The 20,405-nt window shown below is 60.2% G+C and carries 16 protein-coding genes and 2 pseudogenes; 5 read left to right on the forward strand and 13 right to left on the reverse strand.

Annotation, left to right across the window (positions count from 1 at the left end):
• Positions 1-44 precede the first annotated feature (44 nt).
• Positions 45-317, reverse strand: a complete 273-nt coding sequence (locus tag B0G76_RS25905; RefSeq protein ID WP_120295034.1) for a hypothetical protein — start codon at positions 315-317, stop codon at positions 45-47.
• 791 nt (positions 318-1,108) lie between these two features.
• Here B0G76_RS25905 and B0G76_RS25915 point away from each other — a divergent pair.
• Both B0G76_RS25915 and B0G76_RS25920 read left to right on the forward strand, forming a co-directional pair.
• On the forward strand, positions 1,109-3,787 hold the full coding sequence (locus B0G76_RS25915) for a DEAD/DEAH box helicase (RefSeq protein WP_120295036.1): 2,679 nt from the start codon (positions 1,109-1,111) through the stop codon (positions 3,785-3,787).
• Positions 3,788-3,805: 18 nt separating this feature from the next.
• Entirely contained in the window at positions 3,806-4,828 is a 1,023-nt protein-coding gene (locus B0G76_RS25920) for a hypothetical protein (protein WP_120295037.1), read from the forward strand.
• Between the two features lie 125 nt (positions 4,829-4,953).
• Here the strand turns inward: B0G76_RS25920 and B0G76_RS44100 are convergent.
• The 5 genes and pseudogenes from B0G76_RS44100 to B0G76_RS25945 all read right to left on the reverse strand — a co-directional run.
• Positions 4,954-5,256, reverse strand: a pseudogene (locus B0G76_RS44100) (hypothetical protein); the annotation flags it as partial.
• A 96-nt stretch (positions 5,257-5,352) separates the two neighbouring features.
• Positions 5,353-5,583 (reverse strand): hypothetical protein, encoded by a 231-nt coding sequence (locus tag B0G76_RS25930; RefSeq protein WP_120295038.1) that lies wholly within the window; start codon positions 5,581-5,583, stop codon positions 5,353-5,355.
• Positions 5,584-5,642: 59 nt separating this feature from the next.
• Positions 5,643-5,993: a BrnA antitoxin family protein gene (locus tag B0G76_RS25935; RefSeq protein WP_120295039.1), complete on the reverse strand. Its 351-nt coding sequence runs from the start codon at positions 5,991-5,993 to the stop codon at positions 5,643-5,645.
• Positions 5,977-6,246: a BrnT family toxin gene (locus tag B0G76_RS25940; RefSeq protein ID WP_120295040.1), complete on the reverse strand. Its 270-nt coding sequence runs from the start codon at positions 6,244-6,246 to the stop codon at positions 5,977-5,979. The genes B0G76_RS25935 and B0G76_RS25940 overlap by 17 nt, the downstream gene beginning before the upstream one ends.
• Before the next feature lie 81 nt (positions 6,247-6,327).
• A pseudogene (locus B0G76_RS25945) lies at positions 6,328-6,933 on the reverse strand (LysR family transcriptional regulator); the annotation flags it as partial.
• 247 nt (positions 6,934-7,180) lie between these two features.
• Here B0G76_RS25945 and B0G76_RS25950 point away from each other — a divergent pair.
• The gene (locus B0G76_RS25950) at positions 7,181-8,101 is read left to right on the forward strand and encodes an SOS response-associated peptidase family protein (RefSeq protein ID WP_120296813.1); all 921 of its coding nucleotides are present in this window, start codon (positions 7,181-7,183) and stop codon (positions 8,099-8,101) included.
• A 15-nt stretch (positions 8,102-8,116) separates the two neighbouring features.
• Here the strand turns inward: B0G76_RS25950 and B0G76_RS25955 are convergent, their stop codons facing one another.
• The 6 genes from B0G76_RS25955 to betC all read right to left on the reverse strand — a co-directional run bounded on the left by B0G76_RS25955 (position 8,117) and on the right by betC (position 17,347).
• A complete protein-coding gene (locus B0G76_RS25955; RefSeq protein ID WP_120295041.1) occupies positions 8,117-9,754 on the reverse strand; it encodes a methyl-accepting chemotaxis protein in 1,638 nt (545 codons plus the stop codon).
• A 205-nt stretch (positions 9,755-9,959) separates the two neighbouring features.
• Positions 9,960-11,285, reverse strand: coding sequence for an MFS transporter (locus B0G76_RS25960; protein ID WP_220700798.1), 1,326 nt, complete (start codon positions 11,283-11,285; stop codon positions 9,960-9,962).
• A gap of 344 nt (positions 11,286-11,629) precedes the next feature.
• On the reverse strand, positions 11,630-13,216 hold the full coding sequence (locus tag B0G76_RS25965; protein ID WP_120295043.1) for a methyl-accepting chemotaxis protein: 1,587 nt from the start codon (positions 13,214-13,216) through the stop codon (positions 11,630-11,632).
• Between the two features lie 180 nt (positions 13,217-13,396).
• Positions 13,397-14,545: a porin gene (locus B0G76_RS25970; protein WP_120295044.1), complete on the reverse strand. Its 1,149-nt coding sequence runs from the start codon at positions 14,543-14,545 to the stop codon at positions 13,397-13,399.
• A 269-nt stretch (positions 14,546-14,814) separates the two neighbouring features.
• Positions 14,815-15,768 carry a choline ABC transporter substrate-binding protein gene (locus B0G76_RS25975; RefSeq protein ID WP_183082144.1) on the reverse strand — a complete coding sequence of 318 codons (954 nt, stop codon included), beginning with the start codon at positions 15,766-15,768 and terminating at the stop codon, positions 14,815-14,817.
• Positions 15,769-15,808: 40 nt separating this feature from the next.
• Positions 15,809-17,347 (reverse strand): choline-sulfatase, encoded by a 1,539-nt coding sequence (betC, locus tag B0G76_RS25980; RefSeq protein ID WP_120295045.1) that lies wholly within the window; start codon positions 17,345-17,347, stop codon positions 15,809-15,811.
• 151 nt (positions 17,348-17,498) lie between these two features.
• Between betC and B0G76_RS25985 the strand changes: the two genes are divergently transcribed.
• Together B0G76_RS25985 and purU are read left to right on the forward strand one after the other, a co-directional pair.
• Entirely contained in the window at positions 17,499-18,413 is a 915-nt protein-coding gene (locus tag B0G76_RS25985; protein ID WP_120295046.1) for a choline sulfate utilization transcriptional regulator, read from the forward strand.
• Positions 18,414-18,577: 164 nt separating this feature from the next.
• Positions 18,578-19,453 (forward strand): formyltetrahydrofolate deformylase, encoded by an 876-nt coding sequence (gene purU, locus B0G76_RS25990; RefSeq protein ID WP_120295047.1) that lies wholly within the window; start codon positions 18,578-18,580, stop codon positions 19,451-19,453.
• Between the two features lie 84 nt (positions 19,454-19,537).
• On the opposite strand, the gene B0G76_RS25995 is transcribed toward purU, so the two are convergent.
• Positions 19,538-20,395 (reverse strand): glycine betaine ABC transporter substrate-binding protein, encoded by an 858-nt coding sequence (locus B0G76_RS25995; protein ID WP_120296817.1) that lies wholly within the window; start codon positions 20,393-20,395, stop codon positions 19,538-19,540.
• Positions 20,396-20,405: the final 10 nt, after the last annotated feature.

Here is a 20,405-nt window from a genome sequence, read left to right on the forward strand (position 1 = left end):
AACGTACATGACTGGGCTGGAAATGGCTCGCAACAAAGCCCCGCTTACAGGTGTCGGCATGGTCGTTGGCCCACCGCGGTCTGATCTATGACGGGCGCCAAAGCGCGCGACGGAACCCATTGGCCTCCCTGTGCAACAAATTGGGAAGTCGCGTCGACGACCGTTTGGTTGATGTCTTCATCGAATACGTCAACCACAGGTGCGACGACCAACTCCGCGAGGGCAAATTGCTGCTTTTCGAAAGTAAGCATGGAAAACGTGTTCCAAACGACGCCCACCGGGTTTCTGGCCACGAGCTCGACTACGGTGCTGGCCATTCGCGCTCGTTGCCCCGCAAAAACGTGCAGACTGTGGCTTGCCGGGTCTCGCAGCATCCGGTTGAACCTGGTGCCTGAGAGCCGCCAGAGGGTATCGTCACGAGCGATCAGAAACGTTCGGCAAGAAAATTCCATGGTTCTGCCCCTTGCATTAACGGTGATGCTCACCACGCCCGGCGAGATTCCGCAACGCGCATCCGAGCAGGCGATTCGCTCCCGTACCTTGCACCGCGCGCGTGACCAGACTTCGGATCGTCCCGGTCGATGCCTGGCTCAGGAAGTTCAAAGGCGCAGCGTTGAACGTTCGCAGGTCGCTCCAACCAGACACTCTGCCATTTGGTCGTTTGTAAGTAACAAGCCAGGCGCAACTGATTTTCGGCGCGCGGGCGGGGGCCGCCATCGGCATCCCATCTCGTATGACTCAGGTTTTGGTACGCTTTCATCGTGAGCCCAGTTTCTCCTGCCAGAATTCGAAAATTCACGGGGACCGCCGTGAAGATTGAAGGTCGGCCAGCGGGTGTCAGAGCGGGGGCGAACTTCCGTGAGTGGATACGTAGCGATCAGGTTGTCCTACAGCAGATGAAAAGACAGTTCACAACACATGCTCAACGCAGCGACCAGGCATACCCCGGACGCTTGGCCCACCCCACAATCCCGGCGAACCAGGCGCAGACGGAACTTCGCACAGTTCGCACTGGGACGGCGGGCCTGCCGGTTGACTTCGAGGCCGTTTTCCGTGAAAACAGGCCGCTTCAGCGCTTGCTGCAACAGTGCCATGAGGACGGGCGTTTTTGACTGCTTCCGACATTCTTGCGCCGCACCTGACGCCCGGTGGTCACCTGCTTGCGGTTCCAGAGGACGACGCGCCACTATTGGCGGATGAGATACGACCGCGGCTAGGCAGTTCGTTTGCGCTTGGCGCGGGGCATGGCCTGCTGCATCTGGGAACGGCGGAAATCGGCCGCATTTTGCCGCCCGCCTGGGCCTGGTGGCGAGATTTTGCCGCGCGCTATGTCACCGCCTTGTGCGCTACCCCCGAAGGCGGCGACATAGCGGTCGTCACGCCTGCGGCCAAGGATTTCGATGCCTTGATTGCCGATGCGCCGCCAATGACGGGCGGGGAGTATCTGACGCCAGATGTGCTGGCCACGCTGTGGGACGAGATCAATACCGCCCTGCACCAGGAACTGGCGACCGCAAAAGTCTCTCTTCAGGATTTCCTCAAGTTGCGCCACCCGGCCTGGAATCTCGTCGGCCGAGTGCATTTCAACCTCGCGGAGAACCGCAAGGACCCGGAGTCACCGTTCGCCTTCCTTGCGACTTACACCTCGCGCCTATCGGCCCATGGCAAGGCGCAACACCAGCCACTGTCGCAAGCCCTGGCGGAATTTTCTGGAGCCAGAAGCAAGACGCAGCTCCTGTCGCTACTGCTGCCGGTGCAGCGCGCCGCGGAACACTGCGATTGGCTTCGCGAAATGGTGGATACCGGAGAGATATACCATCCGCTGCGCTGGACGCCGCTTGACGCCTATCGCTTTCTCTCGGACCTGTCCAAACTCGAAGCCGCCGGGATTGTCGTACGGACGCCAGGCGTCTGGCAGGCGGGCCGCCCTGCTCGTCCCGTTATAAGAGCGAGCGTCGGAGCAAGACCACCTTCGCTCCTGGGCAAGGACGCGTTGCTCGATTTCAGCATGGAGGTCTCCCTCGACGGCGAGCGTCTCAGCGCCTCCGAGGTCAGGGATCTGCTCAAAGGCGCCGACGGCTTGCAACTCATCCGCGGTCGCTGGGTCGAGGTGAACAACAAAAAGCTCAGTCGCCTCCTGAAGCGATTCGAGGCCATGGAAACGGCAGCGAAAACCGGTCTGTCATTTAATGAGGCGCTACGCCTTCTGGCGGGTATTTCGCTCGACGATAGCGACGACCCCGCTGACCGTGACTGGTCGCAGCTTGTTGCAGGGCCCTGGCTGGCCGACATCTTGCAGGATCTGCGTCAGCCGGAGGGGTTAGCGCAGATCAGCCCGGGACCGGAACTCAAGGCCAGCCTGCGGCCCTACCAACAGGCCGGCGTGCGGTGGTTGTACCTGCTCACCCGACTCGGATTGGGCGCTTGCCTGGCGGACGATATGGGTCTGGGCAAGACCATGCAGGTACTCTCCCTGCTGCTCGTGTTGAAGCGCGAAAGCGCCGAGGCGCAGCCCAGCCTGCTGGTCGCCCCCGCATCGCTGCTGGCCAACTGGGCAGCAGAGGCCGAGCGCTTCGCCCCGGGTTTGCGCCTGCTGATCGCACATCCGTCGGTCATGCCGGCGGCCGATTTGCGTGCACTGGACGCCGCGCGGCTTGCGGACATCGATCTCGTCGTCACCAGCTTTGGCTCGCTTCTTCGCCAGCCGGTACTGGGGACCATCCAATGGCGCGTTGCCATCGTCGATGAAGCGCAGGCGATCAAGAATCCGGGTGCGAAGCAAACGCGACAGGTCAAGCAGCTCCATGCACAATCGCGAATCGCGCTGACTGGCACCCCTGTGGAAAACCGCCTGTCCGATCTGTGGTCCATTTTCGATTTCACCCACCCCGGTTTGCTGGGCTCGGACAAGGTTTTCGCCAACTTTACCAGGCGGCTGGCGAAGGCCGAGCATTTCGGCCCCCTACGCGCGCTCGTACAGCCCTACATCCTGCGCCGCCTGAAGACCGACAAGCGGGTAATCGACGACCTTCCGGACAAAACCGAACTCAAGGCCTGGTGCCACCTGCGCCCGAGCCAGGCGGCGCTTTACCAGCGTGCGGTGAAAGATCTGGCCGCCGCGCTCGAAGATGCCGACGGCATCGGTCGCAAGGGTGTCGTGCTGAGTTTCCTGATGCGCTTTAAACAGATATGCAACCATCCCTCGCAATGGCTGGGCGACGGAGCGTGGAAGGCGGAAGACAGCGGCAAGTTCGCCCGCCTGCGACAGCTGGCCGAAGTCATTGCCGCCAAGCAGGAAAAAGTGCTTGTATTCACCCAGTTCCGCGAGACCACTGAGCCGCTGGCGGCATTTCTGGGTTCAATTTTTGGTCGCGAAGGCCTGGTGCTCCATGGCGGCACTCCGGTAGCCAGGCGCCGCGAACTGGTCAAGAGATTCCAGGAAGATGAGCTGATACCCTTCTTCGTGCTCTCGCTAAAGGCTGGTGGGGCGGGGTTGAATCTCACCGCTGCTTCCCATGTGATCCACTACGACCGCTGGTGGAACCCGGCCGTGGAAAATCAGGCGACTGACCGTGCGTTTCGTATCGGCCAGCAGAAGAACGTCCTGGTGCATAAGTTTATCTGCCGAGGGACGATCGAGGACCATATCGACCAGTTGATCGAAGTGAAGCAGCAATTGGTGAAGGATGTGCTGGAGGGCGGCGCGGAACTCCTGCTCACCGAGATGAGCGATCGCGAATTGCTCGATCTCGTCAAGCTCGATGTTCATGCCGCGCAAGAAAATTAATCGTGAAAAGGAAGCGCAATGAGTTACGGTTACGGGGGATGGAAACCTTATGTCTCGGTTGCCGAGCGCAGGAAAAAGGCTGAACTGGCCGCCGCCAAGGCGAAGAAGACTGGTGCGGTCCTGTCGCCAATCGCCTCGTATCGCGGCGCCATCGCCAGGACCTTCTGGGGCAAGGCCTGGTGTGACAATCTGGAAGGCTACAGCGACTATGCCAACCGCCTGCCGCGCGGCCGTACCTACATCCGCAACGGTTCCGTGATTGACCTCCAGATTACGGCCGGCGAAGTGCGAGCGCAGGTAATGGGTTCGAGCCTCTACACGGTCGCCGTAAGCGTGACGGCGTGTCCGGCAAAGCAATGGCGAACAATTGGTGCCGACTGCTCGGGGTCGATCGATTCGATGGTAGAACTGCTGCAGGGCAAGTTCTCGACTGCCGTGATGGAGCGCATCTGCAAACCCGGAACGGGTCTTTTCCCGGTGCCGAAGGAAATCAGGTTCAATTGCAGTTGCCCGGACTGGGCGTCGATGTGCAAGCACGTTGCTGCCGTGCTCTACGGCGTCGGCGCGCGGCTCGACCAACAGCCGGAATTGCTCTTCGCCTTGCGCCGCGTCGATGCCAATGATCTCGTCAGGCAGGCCGGCGCTGGCCTGCCCAAATCCACAAAACGAGCCGCTACCGGCAAGGTGCTCGACGACGCGCTGGTGGCCGATGTGTTTGGCATCGAGATGGCCGACGCGTACCCACCGCCGAAGCCTGCTGCCGGACGTAACAAGCCACCGGCAGGTAAGGTGACAGCAAAGAAGGCGACCAGGTCGGCTGTCTCGACAACCCGCAAGCCACCTGCGAACGCGAAGCCTGCGGAGGACAATAAATCGGTAACAAAGAAGTTACCAGTCAAGCCATCTGCTGGGCTACGTAAATCAACATCTGGAAACGTTGTGGCCGGTAAAGCAAACGTGGCGAACTCGCCTGCAACCCCGAAAGAGGCTGCTGCAAGGAAGCGCGCCAGTGCTCGACCGGTAAAAGATAAGTCCCGCTAAGCTCCGATTTCATCTCGCATGACTACGCGGGAAGCGATTAACGTCGATGAATGAAATTCTTTTTATCGATGCATCTACGACTGCGCATCGTCATCGCGTCAGCTGACCTGATCGCGCATAACTCGCCAACGGCACTCTTCCGTGTCGAATGCAAAGCCGGTGATGCGGGCCTGATATTGATACGACGGCCAGTTTACGCCGTGATTCTCGCGGACCCTGCTACCGCCTTCTGGCGGGCATTTCTTGCAACTCTCATCGGTGCGCGGCAGCGTGCGCGCGACCGGTGCGGTCTTGCTGTCATCTTTCGGCGAGTCGCCCGAGACGCTAGCCGTTCCCGCGACGGCCGCTCCGCCCCACAAAGCTGTGCCAGCGCGCGCCAGAATCGGCCCAAGTTCCGCTACCGCTCCTTCCACCACTGGAACCAGTATGAATCTTGACGGCACCCCTGCATTGACGGGGCCGCGATTATCACAAAAAAGGGGCGTCTGGCACCCCTCTCAAAAAACCGATCGTTTCTTTGTCGTCTAGACGGTGTCGCTGCGAGCGATATGCAAGAGGCCCTGCGCGATCACAACATTGGCATTGTTCGATACTTCGATGGCACCGTTTTTTAGCACCATGAGGGGCATCGAGGCCGCGATAGGTTCCCATGCTTGCAGTAGCGCTGCCCTGTCAGGGTGAGTCCGAAACAGGACGCCCAGCGCGGCAGTAAAGACGGCAGCGGGGTCCGCGCCGTCTGCTTGAGGTAGGTCCATGGAGCCTCCGAAGTGGTGAGGTGTTGCGCAGCACCGTTTCATCATAGGCGATCGTATATTTACCTACCGCGGAACATGCCATGCGAGTTTGCCCATTCGCGCAATGCATCATTCACGCGAGATTGCCAGCCAGCACCCGTGTCCTTGAAAGCGTCGATCACGTCAGGATCAAGGCGGATCGTTGTACGCACCTTGTGCTGGTCGATCGGCATCGACGGACGGCCGGGACCTCTCAGCACAGCGGCCGCTGCCTTTTCGCCGACCATCGCCGGCAACGCGTCACGCGCGGGGCGCATGCGCTTCAATTGTGCATCCGTGAGTGGCAGGTTATCGGCATCACTTCCGGCCGCCCTGGTGAGCGCCGCATCTTCAGCGGCGTCGGGGATATGAAATTTACGCTTCGTCGACATATTTAAGCACCTCTCTACGGTTAGCTTTGCGCAGACTGATTGCACGCAGCGTTTCGCCGCGCATGGTGAATGCAAGCGAATAGATACGATCGCCGATCGGGCCGAGAGCGGTGAATCGTTCTTCGCTGTAGTCGAACCGGTCATCGCGCCACACTAGCGCGACACCCATCTCGAATGCTTCGGCCATCGCCAGCGAAACGCCGTGCTTCCCCTGATTGATTTGGTCTTTGAGCGGGTCGAATTCGATTTGCATGTAATTATTGTATGCACAAAAAACAACGAGTGCAAGTTATTTTTGTGCATACAAAAACCCGGGTAAGAACCCGGCCTTCCCTGCTATTGGCCGCTCTTGCGAAGGTATTGACGCGGTTTGCAGATACGCCGGCGTCGCGACGATGACAACCGGAATTCGCTCGAGCAGGCGTACAACGGTCGTCTCGTTGGTCACCATGTAGGGAACAACGATGCCAAGGTCGTACCCGTCGGCAACCAGGTCGACGGGGCGCTCGGTCAGCGTCACATCGAGCGCGACTTTCGGATGGGCCCGCTTGAATCCGGCGATCAACGGAACCAGCCGGTTTATCGTCGCCGTGGTATGGGTGACCAGACGCAAGACGCCACTCGCTTCCCGTGTCTGATTGGCTACGTCCGCTTCAAGTGCATCCAGATCGTCCAGGATGCGCACGCAGCCTTCGTAGAATCGCTCCGCGGCCTCGGTGAGGGAGAGCTGCCGGGTGGTCCGGTTCAACAGCCGGCATCCCATCCGCTTTTCCAGCCCGGCTATTGCCCGCCACACCGCCGGCCGGGTCAGCCCATGCATGTCCGCCGCTCGTGTGAAACTCTTCAATTCGACCACCGACCGGAAAACGCGCAGGCTTTCGACATATTCCGTGGCGAGATCTCTTCGCTGAACGGCGACAAAGGGTGGCCGGAATGCCAGGTCAGAACCACCGGATATTCGAGTCCTGGACCACGTCTCCAACCGTATCTCCGAGGATTAGCAAAGATGGCCCGGCGATTGACAGCAGTCTAAACCAGGCCGCCCTGCTCTTTGCGCCTTTAGCGGTGATCGTGCTGCCCGGGCAATCGCCTGAGAAAGCACCGGCGGCAGCGGGATTTTCGACCTTCGCACGGGTGTTTGTCAGTTCCATCCGGCACTATCATTGGAAGGTCCAATGGAGGTTGCCATGTGCTATTCGGCCCAGATTGAAGCGGACTACCGGAAGTACGTAAAAATGTTCGGCGCTGCCATGAGTCTCCGGGAGTTCGCGGAGCTGTACTGGGAGCATGGCGGCCGGGAGCTGAAGGCTCCGATGGCAATGGAGGCTGCGTTCTCGGACCCGCAGACCGATGATGAGCACCGCATCCAGGCATTGATTGCTGAAAACAATGCGCTACGCGCAACGAAATTCGAACAGGAGCTTTTCAAGCAGCGCGCGCGGCTTGCCGACGCCGAGCGCATTCTGGAAACGAAGACGACAAAAGCGGCAACCGAAAGCAGGCGGATCGCGCTCGACAAGATCGACGCAGCTGCGCGCCGGCTGGCGGACCTGAAGCGCACTACCTTGAAAGATGCGGATTCGCAGATCTATCCTGGCTGGTATGCCCCAGTGATGATTGTTCAGGACGGCCGCCGCGTCGTCGTGCCGATGCGGTACCGCTGCCGCTTACCGGGCTGGACCGAGCAGATGGAGAGGGAAAAACCGGGGACATTCAACGCCCGGCGAGACAACCTGCGGCGGGTGTGGGGGAAGTTGTTCGGCCACAATCACGGCATCATGGTCGTCAATCGTTTCTACGAGAACGTTGACCAAAACGGGAAGAATGTCGTTTTGCAATTCGATCCGCAGCCTGCGCAACCCATGCTGGTTGCTTGCCTGTGGTCGCGCACAACGATACCGGGTGAGCCTGATCTATGGTCGTTTGCCGCGATCACCGACGAACCGCCGCCGGAAGTCGCGGCTACCGGTCACGATCGCTGCATTATCCCGATCAAACCGGAACACCTCGACGCGTGGCTCAATCCGAATCCATCCGACCTGGCGGCGCAATACGCCATTCTCGATGACCGGGAGCGGCCGTACTTTGAACATCGATTGGCGGCATGATGTGTGTACGGTACTTCACCGCGCTGCAGCCAACCTTTGCGATACCCGGCTCTCAGTCCGGGTCGTGATCACCGGCCGATCTTCCCGACTAGCACCATCGTTCTGCAACTGAAACTGGCCTGTCGAGACATGCAGCAGTTGCGCCAGCTCAGTCAGCGACTGCGCAGCGGCCGCCGCCTGCTCGACCAGCGCGGCGTTTTGTTGCGTCATGCTGTCCATCTGCGTAACAGCAACGTTAACCTGATTAATGCCGGCGCTCTGCTCCGCGGCAGCTGCCGTGATCTCGCGCACAACCCCTGACACTCTCGCAATCGCTTCTCGTGCCGCCTCAATCGTCAGGCCCGTTTTATCGACGAGTTCAACACCGTTCTCAACCTTTCCAACCGCGCGACTGATCAGAACCCGGATCTCTTTTGCAGCACCCGCACTGCGCTGCGCCAGCGTACGTACCTCAGCGGCCACAACTGCGAAACCGCGCCCTTCGTCCCCTGCTCTCGCGGCTTCTACCGCAGCGTTCAGCGCGAGGATATTGGTCTGAAACGCAATCCCTTCGATCACCGAAATAATCTCCACCATCTTGTGCGATTCACTCGATACCTCCTGCATCGTTGACGCCGCTTCAGCTGCCGTCTCACCACCGCGATTGACGATCTGCTCCGCATTCTCGGTCAGTTCACGTACCGTTTGCGCGTTCTCCGCCGTCTGCCTGACCATCGCGGTGATCTGCTCCATGCTGGCAGCGGTTTCCTCGAGCGAGGCCGCCTGATTCTCGGTGCGTGCTGAAAGATCCGCGTTTCCCTCGGCAATCTCGCGCGCGCCGGTCGCCACCTTGCTGGCGGCGTCCTTGATCTGCGCGATCGTGCCGGCGAGCCCATCGCGCATGCGCTGCATCGCATGCAGGAGGCTTGAGTTGTCGGCCTTCCGGGTTTTGATGGCAATGGCGAGATTACCCAACGCGATCTCACCGGCCACCTGGGTGGCATAAGCAGGATCGCCGCCGATCGTGCGTTGAATGCTGCGATTAGTGAGCGAGACAAGCGTGGACAGCAACACCGCAAGCACGGCGAAAAGTCCACCAACGATATAGAGCGACTCCTTGAAAGCCGCGTCGATATCGTCCACATAGGCGCCCGTAGCGATAATCCAGTCCCACGGCGCATAGCGCACGACATAGCCGATCTTGCCGACCGCGGCGCTCGCCGGGTCGTGTGGATGCGGGAACACATAATCCACAAAGCCGCCATTCGGCGCCTGCGCGACCGAAGCGAACGTCACGTAGTGGTGCCGGCCATCGGCATCGGCTGTTCCGGCGAGGTCCTTTCCATTCAGTGCGGGCTTTACCGCATGCATGACCATTCGCGGCGTGGAATCGATCACGAGAAAATAGCCGTCTTCGCCATAACGGATATTGCCCAGCCGCTCAAGCGCCTGTCGGCGAGCATCCGCCTCGGTGAGCGTGCCGTTTTGTGAAAGTGTCCCGTACTCCTTCACAATACTGAGCCCGACATGGGCGACGTTCACCAGATCGTTCTTGCGCTCTTCGATGCGCGTCTGCCGGGACAACCATGCCGCCGATACGGACACCACAAGCAAAGCCACCAGACTGACGACCAAAGGCAGCCAGAGCTTTTGCGTGAAACTGAATCGGTGCATGCGCGCTCCACATCTCTATCGAGGGTTCGCCCCACGTTTCGCTATGGCCGTGCTACTGCGATCCGGGACTGGCGAGTCGTTGCCTGAATACGGCTACCCGATCTGTTTATCGACACGGGCGGCGCCGATGTTTGTAGAGACAAACCCTCGCCTGCGTCGCGCGACGACGCAGGGATGTCGATCATGGGAGGAAAGCAACTGAAACTCAGTGACTGATCGCTTCCAGCGCGAGGCCTCGAGTTGGCGGTCCGAGCAGAATCATGCAGACGGCGACGAGCATCGAAATGCCGATAAAGACCGCGACGCCGGGTACGCCATAGCCGTGCAGCAGAATCCCGATCGCCAGGCCCGCGAAAGCAGCGGAAATCCGGCTCCATGAGTAGACGAATCCGATGGCCCGGGCACGAACACGGGTTGGATACAGCTCCGCCTGGTAGCCGTGATAGGCGTAAGACATGATGTTCGACGAGAGCGTAAATAGCACGCCGAGGGTAATCAGCAGCCACGGCTCGGAGGCTTGTGAGAACAGCGCGATCACGACCGCCATGGTGACAAGACCGCCAATGATCTGAACCTTGCGCTCCACCCGGTCGGCAAACCAGGTGCCGAGCAGCGGGCCGAATGGGTTGGCAATAGCGATCAAGAATGCATAACCAAGGCTGGCAGTCACATGAATGCCGCGATGAATCAACAGCGTCGGCACCCAGGCCGCGAATCCGTAGAAGCCGATCACCTGGGCCATGTTGAAAATCGACAGGATGATCGTGCGGCGGCGATACTGGGGCGCAAAAATTTCGCCCAATGTTCCCGCGCCTTTGCTCTCCGGCATGAGGGCCTGCGGTGCGACTAGCGGAATGCCTTTTTCCGCGACCACCCGGCGCTCGATATCCGCAACGATGCGTTCGGCTTCGTCGATTCTTCCATGACGTGCCAGCCAGCGCGGGCTTTCCGGAATGTGGCGACGCAGGATCCAGACAACGATTGCGCCCACTGAGCCGATCAGAATCACGACCCGCCAGTAGTCGAGCCCGAACGGCCGCGTGCCTTTCAACGCAAAAGCAAGGAATGCCACCACCGGCACGACGCAGAACGTGATGAACTGATTGACGGCGTAGGCGCGGCCACGCTGCTGACTTGAAATCAGTTCGGAAATGTACGTGTCGATCGTTACCAGCTCAACCCCAATGCCAATCCCGGCAATGAAACGCCAGATATCGAGGCCCAAGCCTGACGTCTGGAATGCCATGATGATCGTGCACACCATGTACCAGATCAGCGACCACGTGAAGATCATCCGCCGGCCAAACTGGTCGGCGACATAACCGAATACCAGCGTGCCGACCCACAGACCGGCGAACGTGGCGAAAACGAAGGTTCCGAAGCCGGAGACGGCCAGAGGTTGAAGAGACGCAAGAAACCCCAGCGATTCGGGCCTGAAAAGCCCGGACTGAGTCATACCCGGCGCAACGTACCCGGTAAAAAAGAGGTCGTAGAACTCGAACACACCGCCAAGTGAAATCAGGATCACCATGGTCCAGATGGTGCGCGATGGCGGCAAACGGTCGAGCCGCGCGGCAATTTCGGCTGCTTTCTGCTGGGACATAAAATCTCTCGCTTAGCGTGATCGGCACAATCGGCGTCGACACCACAAGATTTTCGTATGTGGCTGCGGCAACAGCTCCGCAGCTCAGTTCGCCGCCGGGATCTGGAACGCAATCTCGCACATATTGGCGACTGAACGCAATGCGTGTCAGTACCGACGCGCGCATGGGGTATGCCGAATCGCATGAGCGCGTTCTGACGATGGCATGCCACGCATGGGTGCAACGGGGAAAGCGCCTCGGCCAACGCCCCCGTTCACCCACTCTGGAACGCTCAGTTTGCCGTGGCGTGCGAGGTGGCGTGTGACCCGGTCTGCGAAAACCGGAACACGTTGACCGCATCGCGCAGGCTTTGCGCCTGCTCCTGCATCGACTGGGCAGCCGCGGCGGCCTGTTCGACCATGGCCGCGTTCTGCTGGGTCGTGTCGTCCATCTGGGCGATCGCCACGTTCACTTGCTCGATGCCGCGGCTTTGCTCCTCGGACGCCGATGAAATCTCGGCGATGATGCCCGTTACGCGTCTGACCGACTGGACCAGTGAGGCCATCGTGGCGCCCGCGCGCTCAACCTGCATCTTGCCGTCGTCCACCTTGCCGGCCGAATCCTCGATCAGGCTCTTGATCTCTTTCGCCGCGTCGGCGCTGCGGCGCGCCAGATTCCGCACTTCTCCCGCCACGACGGCGAACCCTCTACCCTCTTCGCCTGCACGGGCCGCTTCAACTGCGGCGTTCAGCGCCAGGATGTTGGTCTGGAATGCGATGCCTTCGATCACCGCAATGATGTCGACGATGCGCGACGAGCTGGCCGCGATACCTTGCATCGTCGTCACGACCTGCTGCACCGCAACGCCGCCCTCACCAGCGATATTGGACGCGTCTTCGGCCATCCTGCTGGCCTCGTGAGCGTTGTGCGCGTTCTGCTTCACGGTCGCCGTGAGTTGCTCCATGCTGGCGGCGGTTTCGCTGATCGACGCCGCCTGCTGTTCCGTACGCGCCGACAGATCCTGATTGCCGGACGCGATCTGCTGCGCCGCTACCGTGATGGTTTCGGTCCCGCCTCGAATTGTGCGGAGCGTATCCACCAATCGGCGCTGCATCCGTTCCATCGCCGACAACATACTGTCGGCGTCGGTCCGGTTCAACGCTACCTCGCGCGAGAGATCGCCGTTCGCAATGCGCTCGGCGACGGAGGCCGCATACACCGGATCGCCGCCAAGACTGCGCGTTACATTACGGATGATCAGGATGAGCGCCGTTGAACTGAGTGCGCCGATCAGGAGAACGACGATAAAGTACTCCAGCAGATCGGCCTTGAACGCATCATTGATGTCGTTCACATACAGCCCTGAAATCAGATACCAGTCCCAGGGGGCGAACTGCTTGACGAAGCTGATTTTCTCCACCCGGTCCGGCTTGCCGGGCAAGCGGCCCATATAGCGCACGAAACCCTGCCCATGCGCCTGCGCGACCTTCACCATCTCCACAAACAGCAGTTTGCCGTCCGTGTCCTTGTAGTCGCTGACATCTTTCATTCGCAGGTCAGCCAGCAAGGGATGCATGATGACCACCGGGCGCGCCGTTGTAATGATCATGTAACCATTACCCGGATAACGCATGGTGGCGAGTCGCGCTTTCGCCTGCTCCTGCGCCTGTTCGAGCGTCAAATGGTGCGCGTCCGCCTGCGCGGCATAGTCGGTGACGATTCCGCTGGCCGATTCCACAACGTTCTGGACCGCGCTCTGGCGGTCCGCCATCGTCCTTTCACGCGACTGCCACGCGGCCCAGCCTCCCAGAAACAGAAGGCCCAGCCAGGTGACCAGCAGCGCCAGCCACAACTTGGTGTTCAAACTGAGACGGCTCACTCCACTCTCCCGATACGTTCCGCCAACCAGGCGCGGCCGATCCGCGGCGCCTGGTTGCTTATCGGCCTGCCGCCGGGTTTCTGGAGTATGGAAAATGCGGACGCATCAAAAACCGCCGTAACGGACGCGGGCGGCTCCCGTCATTCGGGAGGCCGCCCGCTTCAGTACGCTGAGAATGTGTCAGAACGAGTGCCGCATCCCGATCCGAACGTCGGATTGCGTATTCGACGTCGACGGCGTGAAGCTGTAGCCGATCACCGCATTCACGCCATTCGAGGCTCGCAGATAGTCGCCGGAAACATAGACGTCGGTCCGTTTGGACAGCAGGTAGTGCAGCCCGAGCGAGCCCTGGTTCCAGTGATTGCCTTCGAAGCTCGTGTGCTGATAGCCGCCGTACAGGGCCAACGCGGGCGTGAAGTTGTACGACGCGCCCCCTTCATAAACCTGCATATGCGAGGTCTGCCCGAAGCCCTTGATCGTCGAATAGGTGAAATCGCCGGTGAGCATCAGGTTGCCGATCGTATAGGCGGCGCCGACCGCAAACGCACCTTGCTTGTCCACCGGGAATGCCGACGAGCTATACAGATCCGTCACCGCACCGGTGGCCGGATCGACGGAAACGGTCGGCTGGCCGAGGAAGGTGCGCGTACCGATCATCGCATAGGGGTCGAAGGCATAGATGCCGCTCGGATTGTTCAATTGCGTATACGCCGCGCCCATGTTGAACGGACCGCGGTCATAATGCGCGCCCACGCTCCATGCGCTCTTCTGATGGAAGTTGCCGGCGGTGTTGCCGAACGAGTACATGCCGCCGAAGGTGAAGCCGGCGAAATCGCTCGACAGGAACTTCACCGAGTTCGGCAGACGGTCGCCGTTCATCCGGTCGAAGTCGCCCTGGTGAATCGCGTAGCCGCTCGCCCATGCGGAGATGTTGTACAGGTAAACAAACTCTTCGGTCATGTCGAGCTGGTTACCGAACGAGAACGTCCCCCACGCGTTCTTGATGCCGACATAAGCCTGGCGTCCGAATTCGGCACCGCCGAAACCCAGCTGCCCATTGCTCAGGTGGAAACCCGATTCGAGCACGAAGACCGCTTGCAAGCCGCCGCCGAGATCTTCCACGCCTTTGAAACCGATCCGGTTGCCGTACGAAACGCCGTCGTCGAATTTGAACTGGTGTGCGCCACCGGCATTGTTCACGTAGGTGATGCCGGCGTCCAGAATCCCGTACAAGGTGACGCTGCTTTGCGCATGGGCCGCCGTCGGCGCGCAGACAGCGCTTGCCGCGAGAGCGAGTCCAGAAAGACTGACGGCATTTTTCTTTTTCATCTAGTTATCCCCTGCTCTGTGCCTGCGTATTTCATTGGATAAAGCGATCCCTGCCGCGCGCGATATTCCAACGCGCGGCGCTTCTCGCATGACGGGCAGTTCGAAACCGGTTGAGGCCGGTTGAAACGGATTGAAGCTATCGGCAGTACGTACAATCAGCTGCGATGACTGCAACGACGGATCAAGAATAAGGGTCCAGATTTATGAGGATTCGACCGGATGCGACATGAATCTGTCGAGTAGCGACCTCGAAGTCTGGAATGCCGAGGTTATTTCACGCCGAGTGCGGTTTGAACCGCTTGCAAGCCGTTGGCGCCACTTGCCGTGTTCACGCCGTCGAGCCACGACTTCAGCAAGTCGGGGTGGCGCTTGAGTGCCTCGGTGGCCGCCGCATCGAGGCCGGTCTTCTTCCCCAGCACCTCGGTGATCACGCCGTTCTCCAGATCGACGTTGAATGTGAGTTGCCTGAACAGCCGGCCAACATTCGGACACTGCTCGGCGTACCCGCTGCGCGCAACGGTATTGACCGTTGCGCCGCCGTAGTTCGGGCCGAAGTACTTATCGCCGCCGTCGAGGTAAGTCAGCTTGAACTTCGTGTTCATCAGATGCGGTTCCCATGCAAGGAACACGATCCATTTCTTCTCGCGCACGGCGCGGTCGACCTGCGTGAGCATGCCGGTCTCGCTCGATTCGACGAGCTTCCAATTGCCAAGCCCGTACGCCTTGTCGTCAACCATTTTCTTGATGTTCTGATTGGCCGGCGCCCCCGGCTCGATGCCGTAGATCTTGCTGTCGAACTTGTCGGCGTTCTTCGCGAGGTCCGCGAATGAATGCACGCCCGCGGCCGCTACGTAGTCGGGCACCGCGAGTGTGAACTTCGCATTGCTCAGATTCGGATGCACGACCTCGATGGATCTTTCGTCTTCGAACGGTTTGACAACCGGCGCTTGCGCCGGCATCCAGTTGCCGAGAAACACGTCGATCTGCCCTTTTTTCAGGCCTTGATAGGTAATCGGCACCGACAGGTTCGCTACCTTCTGATGGTAGCCGAGCGCCTTCAGCAGCACGCCAGTCATTGCATTGGTGGCGTCGATGTCGGTCCAGCCGGGGCCCGCCATGTTGACCTGCGTGCAGGACTGCGGCTCGGCAGCCGCGGCAAAGGTAGCCGCCGCGCACAGCAGCGCGACGCCGGATACAGCCTGTTTAAAGAGCTTTTTCATCATGTCGGCTTCCTGGAGGTGGGGTAAATCATCAGCGGGGACATCAACGCGTCACGGCGGGAAACCGTGCCATCGCTTCGAGCGTGTCGAGATCGATGTGGTTGCGCATATAGCGCTGGCTTGCATCGACATGCGGTTGCCAGTCCCATGACGCGACCGTGCCTTGCGTGGTGGCCTCGAAATGGAAACGGCGGCGGCGCTGGCTTTGCAGTACTTCGTTGTGCAGTGCGGTGAGATCCCAGCGTCGTGCGATTTCCTCGCGAAATGCCGCGACCTGTGAGGTATATCCTGCGTGCGCCGCGAGGTTCTCGCGTTCGAGCGGGTCCGCTGTTACGTCATAGAGCTGGTCGGGATCGGCTGGCGTGTGAATGAATTTGAAGCGCCCGCGCCGCAGCATCACAATCGGCGCTATTGCGCCTTCCGCCAGATACTCGCCAATTGCTTCGTCGTGGGCACCTTGCGCGCCACGCAGATGCGACACGAGACTTTGACCGTCGAGCGAATCCGGCCAGACCGCCGGCTGATCGCCACGCGCCATTTCCACTAACGTGGGCAGCAGGTCGAGATGCGAGACCGACTCGTGCACCCGATGCGCGTCGAATTGCTGCGGCGCATGCACAATCAGCGGAACGCGGCAGCCGCCTTCGAAGAACGTCATCTTGTACCAGAGCCCGCGCTCGCCGAGCATCTCACCGTGGTCCGACGTCACCACGATGACGGTATCTTGCGCAAGTCCCGCCTGTTCAAGCGCTTCGAGAATCGCACCGAACTGGTCGTCGACATAGGAAATCGCGCCGTAATAAGCGCGCCGTGCATTGCGGATCTGCTGGTCGGTGGGCGGCGTGCGGTCGGTTTCGCACACATGCCTCAAACGCTTCGAATGCGGATCGGCGTCAGCGAGCGAATCGCGATGCGCGGGCAGCGCGATGTCTTCATCCGCGTACATGTCCCAGTACTTTTGCGGAATCGCGTACGGGTCGTGCGGATGCGTCAGCGAAGCGACCATGCAGAACGGCCGCGCATCTTTACCGGCATGCCGCTCACGCGCGATATCGAAGAGCTTCTGGCGTGTGGTGAACGTGACTTCATCGTCGAAGTCCAACTGGTTCGTGCGCACGCAGGGACCCGCGTCGATCACCGAACTCATATTGTGGTACCAAGTAGGGCGTGTTTTGAAATCATCCCAGTTTGGCGTCCAGCCGAAATCGGCGGGATAGATGTCAGTGGTGAGCCGCTCTTCGAAACCATGCAGCTGATCGGCGCCGCAGAAATGCATTTTGCCGGACAGGATCGTGCGATACCCTTCGGCACGAAGATAGTGTGCGAACGTCAGCGTTTGCGACGGAAATTCTGCTGCATTGTCATAAGCACCGATCGCGGACGGCAGCTTGCCCGACAAAAAAGAAAAACGCGACGGCGCACACAGCGGACTGGCGCAATACGCCGAGTCAAATACCACCCCCTGTTTCGCGAGGCGATTGAGATTGGGCGTCTTCGTTAAACGATGTCCGTATGCAGCAAGCGCAAACGGTGTCATCTGGTCAGCCATCAGAATGAGAATATTCTGTTTCGTGTCAAGCATTGGAGCGCGCCTCGAATAGAATCGCAAAGAGGGGTTCGGGTGTCGTTGCAAGCGGGAAAGCCGGCGTGCCGGCCCTGCGTGAACTCCACTATTGCCGTCCAATTCGCCGCTGTGAAGACGGCAAATCGTTATGTGCCTATAAGGGGGTGTTATGTCGAGGCAGGATCGCTTGCCGCCAATGCAGGCACTGACCATGTTCGAATCGGCGGCGCGTCTCGCGAGTTTCACGGCCGCCGCGCGCGAACTGGGTTCGACGCAGCCGGCGGTTAGTCAGCGCGTGGTGCAACTCGAAGAAGCGCTAGGCGCACCGCTTTTCGAACGGGGCCATCGCGGCGTCACGTTGACGGAAGACGGCGTGCGTCTCTTCGAAGCGGTGCGCAGCGCGCTCGACACGATCCGCCTCGCCACCGCCGAGATCCGTGCGCGGCGCACGCCGCAAACCCTTACGCTTTCCACCGACTTCGGCTTCGCAACCTATTGGCTGATGCCGCGCCTGTCGCAGTTCAAGGCGTTGATGCCGGACGTCGACGTCAAGATCATCACGTCGCAGAACGTATTCGATCCCTCGCACGATCAGGCGGACATTGCGATTGCGTTCGGCGACGAAGATGCGGACTGGACCGCGCGCGGCGTGCTCAAGCTATTTCCGGAGCGTGTCACGCCCGTGTGCAGTCCGGCCTTTCTCGCGGCGCATCCGCAATTGCGTACGCCGTCGGACCTGTTGAGCTTGCCGCTGCTGCATCTGGAACCTACCCAGCCGGCACGCTGGTTGTCGTGGGCCGACTGGTTCACGGCGCACGGTCTGGAAGCACCTGCCGCGCATCGCGGCATCACGTTCAACAGCTTTACGCTCGTGGCCCACGCCGCGATCATGGGCCAGGGCGTCGCGCTCGGCTGGGCGCCACTGGTCGACGAACTGCTCGCCACGGGGCAACTCGTCGAACCGTTCGACACGCCCGTGGTCACCGAGCGCGGTTATTTGCTCGTCACGCAGCGCGCGGCGACACCGGCGCTGAGCGCGTTCCGTCAATGGCTGCTCGGCGAATGTGGGCTCGATGCTGAGTGAACGCCATACCCCGGCGTTCCTTCATCCCGCCTCTGCACCGTCTGACGCTCCCATTCCAGTGCGACGGCGGTTAGCTTCTATCCCCGTGCCCCGCCGATTTGCTCTACTGCGATGATGCATGCCGCGCCCCGCGGCGTTGCCCCATTCGCCTATGTGGAGAGCGCATGTCCGCCGATTCCCGTCCCGATCAACTGGTTCTCACTGTTGCGTGCCCGAGCGCGGCGGGCCAGGTTGCCGCCGTCGTCGGCTTTCTCGACCGGCACCATTGCTATATCGACGAACTGACCGTGTTCGACGACGACCTCAGCGAGCGCTTCTTCGTACGCTGTGTATTTCATGGTGCCGACACTACCGAGACCCTTCACATCGCGGCACTCAAGCGCGAATTCGAATCGATCGCCGAGCGTTTTCAGATGACGTGGGCAATGCATGACGTCAACATGCGGCCGAAAGTTCTGATCATGGTGTCTAAACTCGAACACTGTCTCGCCGATCTGCTGTTCCGCTGGCGCATGGGCGAGTTGAAGATGGATATTGTCGGCATTGCGTCGAACCATCGCGACTTCGAACCGCTCGCGCAACAGCACAACTTGCCGTTCCATCATTTGCCGATCACCGCCGACACCAAACCCCAGCAGGAGGCGCGTTTGCTCGACCTGTTCGAAACGTCAGGCGCCGAACTGATGATCCTTGCCCGCTACATGCAGATTCTCTCCGGCGAAACGAGCCGTGCGCTCTCGGCCCGCGCGATCAACATCCATCATTCGTTTTTGCCTGGTTTCAAGGGGGCGAAGCCTTATCACCAGGCGCATGCGCGCGGCGTGAAACTGATCGGCGCCACCGCGCACTTCGTCACCGACGATCTCGACGAAGGTCCGATCATCGAGCAGGTCGTGGAGCGCGTCGATCACTCGTACAGCCCGGAACGGCTGCTTGCGACTGGACGCGACGTCGAATGCATCACGCTTGCGCGAGCCGTGAAGGCGTTTATCGAGCGACGGGTATTTATCAACGGCGATCGGACCGTCGTGCTGCAATAAAAAAACGCCGCTAGAAATAGCGGCGTTTTTTTGTAGAAGTTGCCGCTCAAAAGAAGCGGCAACTCATTCACGCAAAGCACTAAGTCACTTCACCCAGCTATCCACGCGATCTCCATGCGCGCTGATCCAAGCATCGGCAGCGGCCGTCGGCTTCTCGCCGTTTTGCGTGGCCAGCATCACGCTGTCGATTTCACCCGGTTTCCATTGAAACTTCTTCAGGAACGCGACAACCGGCGGCGCCTTCGTCTCCAGTCCAGGGTTGATGACGCTATCCACGTGCTCCGCTTCGCCGAACACCTTCTTCGGATCTTCGAGGAATTTGAGCTTGTACTTCGCGAACATCCAGTGCGGTTTCCAGCCGGTCACGATGATCGGTTTGCTGGCCGCTTCCGAACGCGCCAGTTCGGCGGTCATCGCACTACCCGAGCTCGGCATTAGCTGATAGTCGAGTCCGTACGCCTTGATCGCTTCACTAGTTTTCTGCATCACACCCGCGCCGGCATCGATACCGACAATACGCGAGCCGAATTCCGCCTTCTTCGCTTCGAGATCGCCGACGCTTTTCACGTCAAGGTTTTCTGGCACGATCAGGCCGATCTTTGCATCGTTGAAGTTGGGCCCGAGATCGACGACCTTATCCTTGAAGTTGTTCCAGTACGCGCCATGCGTGACCGGCAGCCACGCGGACAGCGTCGCATCGAGGTCGCCACGCGCCACGCCTTGCCACATCACACCGGCCGCAACCGGCACGAGCTGCACCTGATAGCCGAGGCGCTTTTCGATCACGCGCGCGGCCACGTTCGATGTCGCGACGCTGTCGTCCCAACCTTCCACATAGCCGATCTTGATGGTCGGCTTGGTATCGGCCAACACACCCACACCGCTTGCCGCCAGCGCCGCACTCACCGCGCTCAACATCACCATCTTTCTGATCAGTCTCATCGCCATTCTC

The sequence above is a fragment of the Paraburkholderia sp. BL23I1N1 genome, from assembly GCF_003610295.1.
Classification (GTDB): Bacteria; Pseudomonadota; Gammaproteobacteria; order Burkholderiales; family Burkholderiaceae; genus Paraburkholderia.

Excerpts from the sequence above, each read along its gene's own strand:
- B0G76_RS25905 (WP_120295034.1), bottom strand. The coding sequence starts at position 317 with ATGGCCAGCACCGTAGTCGAGCTCGTGGCCAGAAACCCGGTGGGCGTC.
- B0G76_RS25920 (WP_120295037.1), top strand. The coding sequence starts at position 3,806 with ATGAGTTACGGTTACGGGGGATGGAAACCTTATGTCTCGGTTGCCGAG.
- B0G76_RS25930 (WP_120295038.1), bottom strand. The coding sequence starts at position 5,583 with ATGGACCTACCTCAAGCAGACGGCGCGGACCCCGCTGCCGTCTTTACT.
- B0G76_RS25935 (WP_120295039.1), bottom strand. The coding sequence starts at position 5,993 with ATGTCGACGAAGCGTAAATTTCATATCCCCGACGCCGCTGAAGATGCG.
- B0G76_RS25940 (WP_120295040.1), bottom strand. The coding sequence starts at position 6,246 with ATGCAAATCGAATTCGACCCGCTCAAAGACCAAATCAATCAGGGGAAG.
- B0G76_RS25950 (WP_120296813.1), top strand. The coding sequence starts at position 7,181 with ATGTGCTATTCGGCCCAGATTGAAGCGGACTACCGGAAGTACGTAAAA.
- B0G76_RS25955 (WP_120295041.1), bottom strand. The coding sequence starts at position 9,754 with ATGCACCGATTCAGTTTCACGCAAAAGCTCTGGCTGCCTTTGGTCGTC.
- B0G76_RS25960 (WP_220700798.1), bottom strand. The coding sequence starts at position 11,285 with ATGGTGATCCTGATTTCACTTGGCGGTGTGTTCGAGTTCTACGACCTC.
- B0G76_RS25970 (WP_120295044.1), bottom strand. The coding sequence starts at position 14,545 with ATGAAAAAGAAAAATGCCGTCAGTCTTTCTGGACTCGCTCTCGCGGCA.
- B0G76_RS25975 (WP_183082144.1), bottom strand. The coding sequence starts at position 15,768 with ATGATGAAAAAGCTCTTTAAACAGGCTGTATCCGGCGTCGCGCTGCTG.
- betC (WP_120295045.1), bottom strand. The coding sequence starts at position 17,347 with ATGCTTGACACGAAACAGAATATTCTCATTCTGATGGCTGACCAGATG.
- B0G76_RS25985 (WP_120295046.1), top strand. The coding sequence starts at position 17,499 with ATGTCGAGGCAGGATCGCTTGCCGCCAATGCAGGCACTGACCATGTTC.
- purU (WP_120295047.1), top strand. The coding sequence starts at position 18,578 with ATGTCCGCCGATTCCCGTCCCGATCAACTGGTTCTCACTGTTGCGTGC.
- B0G76_RS25995 (WP_120296817.1), bottom strand. The coding sequence starts at position 20,395 with ATGAGACTGATCAGAAAGATGGTGATGTTGAGCGCGGTGAGTGCGGCG.